The sequence below is a fragment of the Micromonospora sp. SD12 genome (assembly GCF_052068495.1).
GTDB lineage: Bacteria > Actinomycetota > Actinomycetes > Mycobacteriales > Micromonosporaceae > Micromonospora > Micromonospora echinofusca.
This window is the reverse complement of record NZ_JBQHDF010000045.1, coordinates 1-1,516: the sequence shown is the minus strand read 5'-3', so window position 1 is coordinate 1,516 and position 1,516 is coordinate 1. Positions and strand designations below refer to the sequence as shown.

Sequence of the window (1,516 nt, the reverse complement as noted above, 5' to 3'; positions counted from 1 at the left end):
CCTTCGACAAACTCGTCGAACACACCCGACCCACCCGCGACCCCCACACCCCACCCCTCATCCAAACCGTCTTCACCACCATGGACGGCGACGATCCGGTGCCGCTGCACACCGCCACGATGCGGCCGCTGCCGATCGACGAAGGGGTCGCGAAGTTCGACCTGACCGTCCAGGTGCAGGTGGAGCCGGACGTGGTCCGGGTTCTCTTCGACTACGCCTGCGACCTGTACGAGCCCGCCACGATGGCCGAGCTGGCCGACAGCTACCGCGCCCTGGTCGCCGCCGTGCTGGCCGATCCGGACCGGCCCCTGTCCACCGTGGTCGCGGTCACGGACGCGCAGCGCGAGCGGCTCGCCGCGCTGGTCGCCGCTCCGGTCGCGGTCCCGCCCGGCGACGCGGGATGCGTGCCGCGGCTGGTGGCCGAGGCGGCGGCGCGGCATCCGGACGTGACGGCGGTGGTCGACGGGGCGGGGGCGATCACCTACCGCGAACTCGACGAGTGGTCCAACCACCTCGCCCACCAACTCCTGCGACACGGCGCCCGACCCGACCACCCCATCGCCGTCAGCCTCCCACCCGGCACCCCCGCCATCACCGCCATGCTCGCCGTCCTCAAGACCGGCGCCGCCTACCTCCCCATCGACCCCACCACACCACCCGCACGCCGACACCACCTCATCACCAACTCCGCCGTCACCATCCTCATCACCGAACACCCCCACGACACCGACACACCCCCCGGCGTCATCGCCCTCGCCCCGGGCTCGGTACCGGTCGCGGGCGCGATCGCACCGCCTGCGATGGACATCCACCCGGAGCAGGTGGCGTACGTCATCCACACCTCCGGGTCCACGGGGAGCCCCAAGGGCGTCATGGTCCCCCACCGGGCGCTGACCAACCTGGTGCACTGGCACCTGGACACCCACCCGACGGGCCCCGGCCAGCGCCACGGCCAGGTGGCGAGCCTCGGCTTCGACGCGGCGGTGTGGGAGATCTGGCCGGCGCTGGTCAGCGGCGCGACCCTGCACGTCGCCGACCCCGCCGACCGCCTCGACCCCGCCGCGCTGCACGACTGGCTCGTCCGCCAGGGCGTCACGACGACGTTCCTGCCGACCCCGATCGCGGAGGCCGTCCTGCGGCTGCCCACCCCGTCGACCAGCCGGCTGCACAAGATATTCACCGGCGGGGACGCGCTCACCACCCGGCCGTCCGCGCAGGCGCCGTACACCCTGTTCAACATCTACGGGCCCACGGAGACCACCGTCGCCGTCACCGTCGGCCCCGTGGGTCCCGACGGCGTCCACCGGCCCGACCTCGGCACCCCCATCGCCGGCGCCCGCATCTACCTGCTGGACGCCGACCTGCAACTCGTCCCGCCCGGGGCACCCGGCGAGGTCTGCGTCGCCGGTGACGTGGTCAGCCGCGGTTATCTGAACAAGCCCGGGCAGACGGCGGAGCGGTTCCTGCCCGACCCCCACGCCACCACACCCGGCAGCCGCCTCTACCGCACCGGCGA

At 73.2% G+C, this 1,516-nt stretch carries 1 protein-coding gene; it reads left to right on the top strand.

What is annotated here, in order from left to right:
* Positions 1-59: 59 nt before the first annotated feature.
* Positions 60-1,516: AMP-binding protein (locus tag ACTMS2_RS29225; RefSeq protein WP_441178259.1), on the top strand; the 1,457-nt coding region annotated here is incomplete at its 3' end.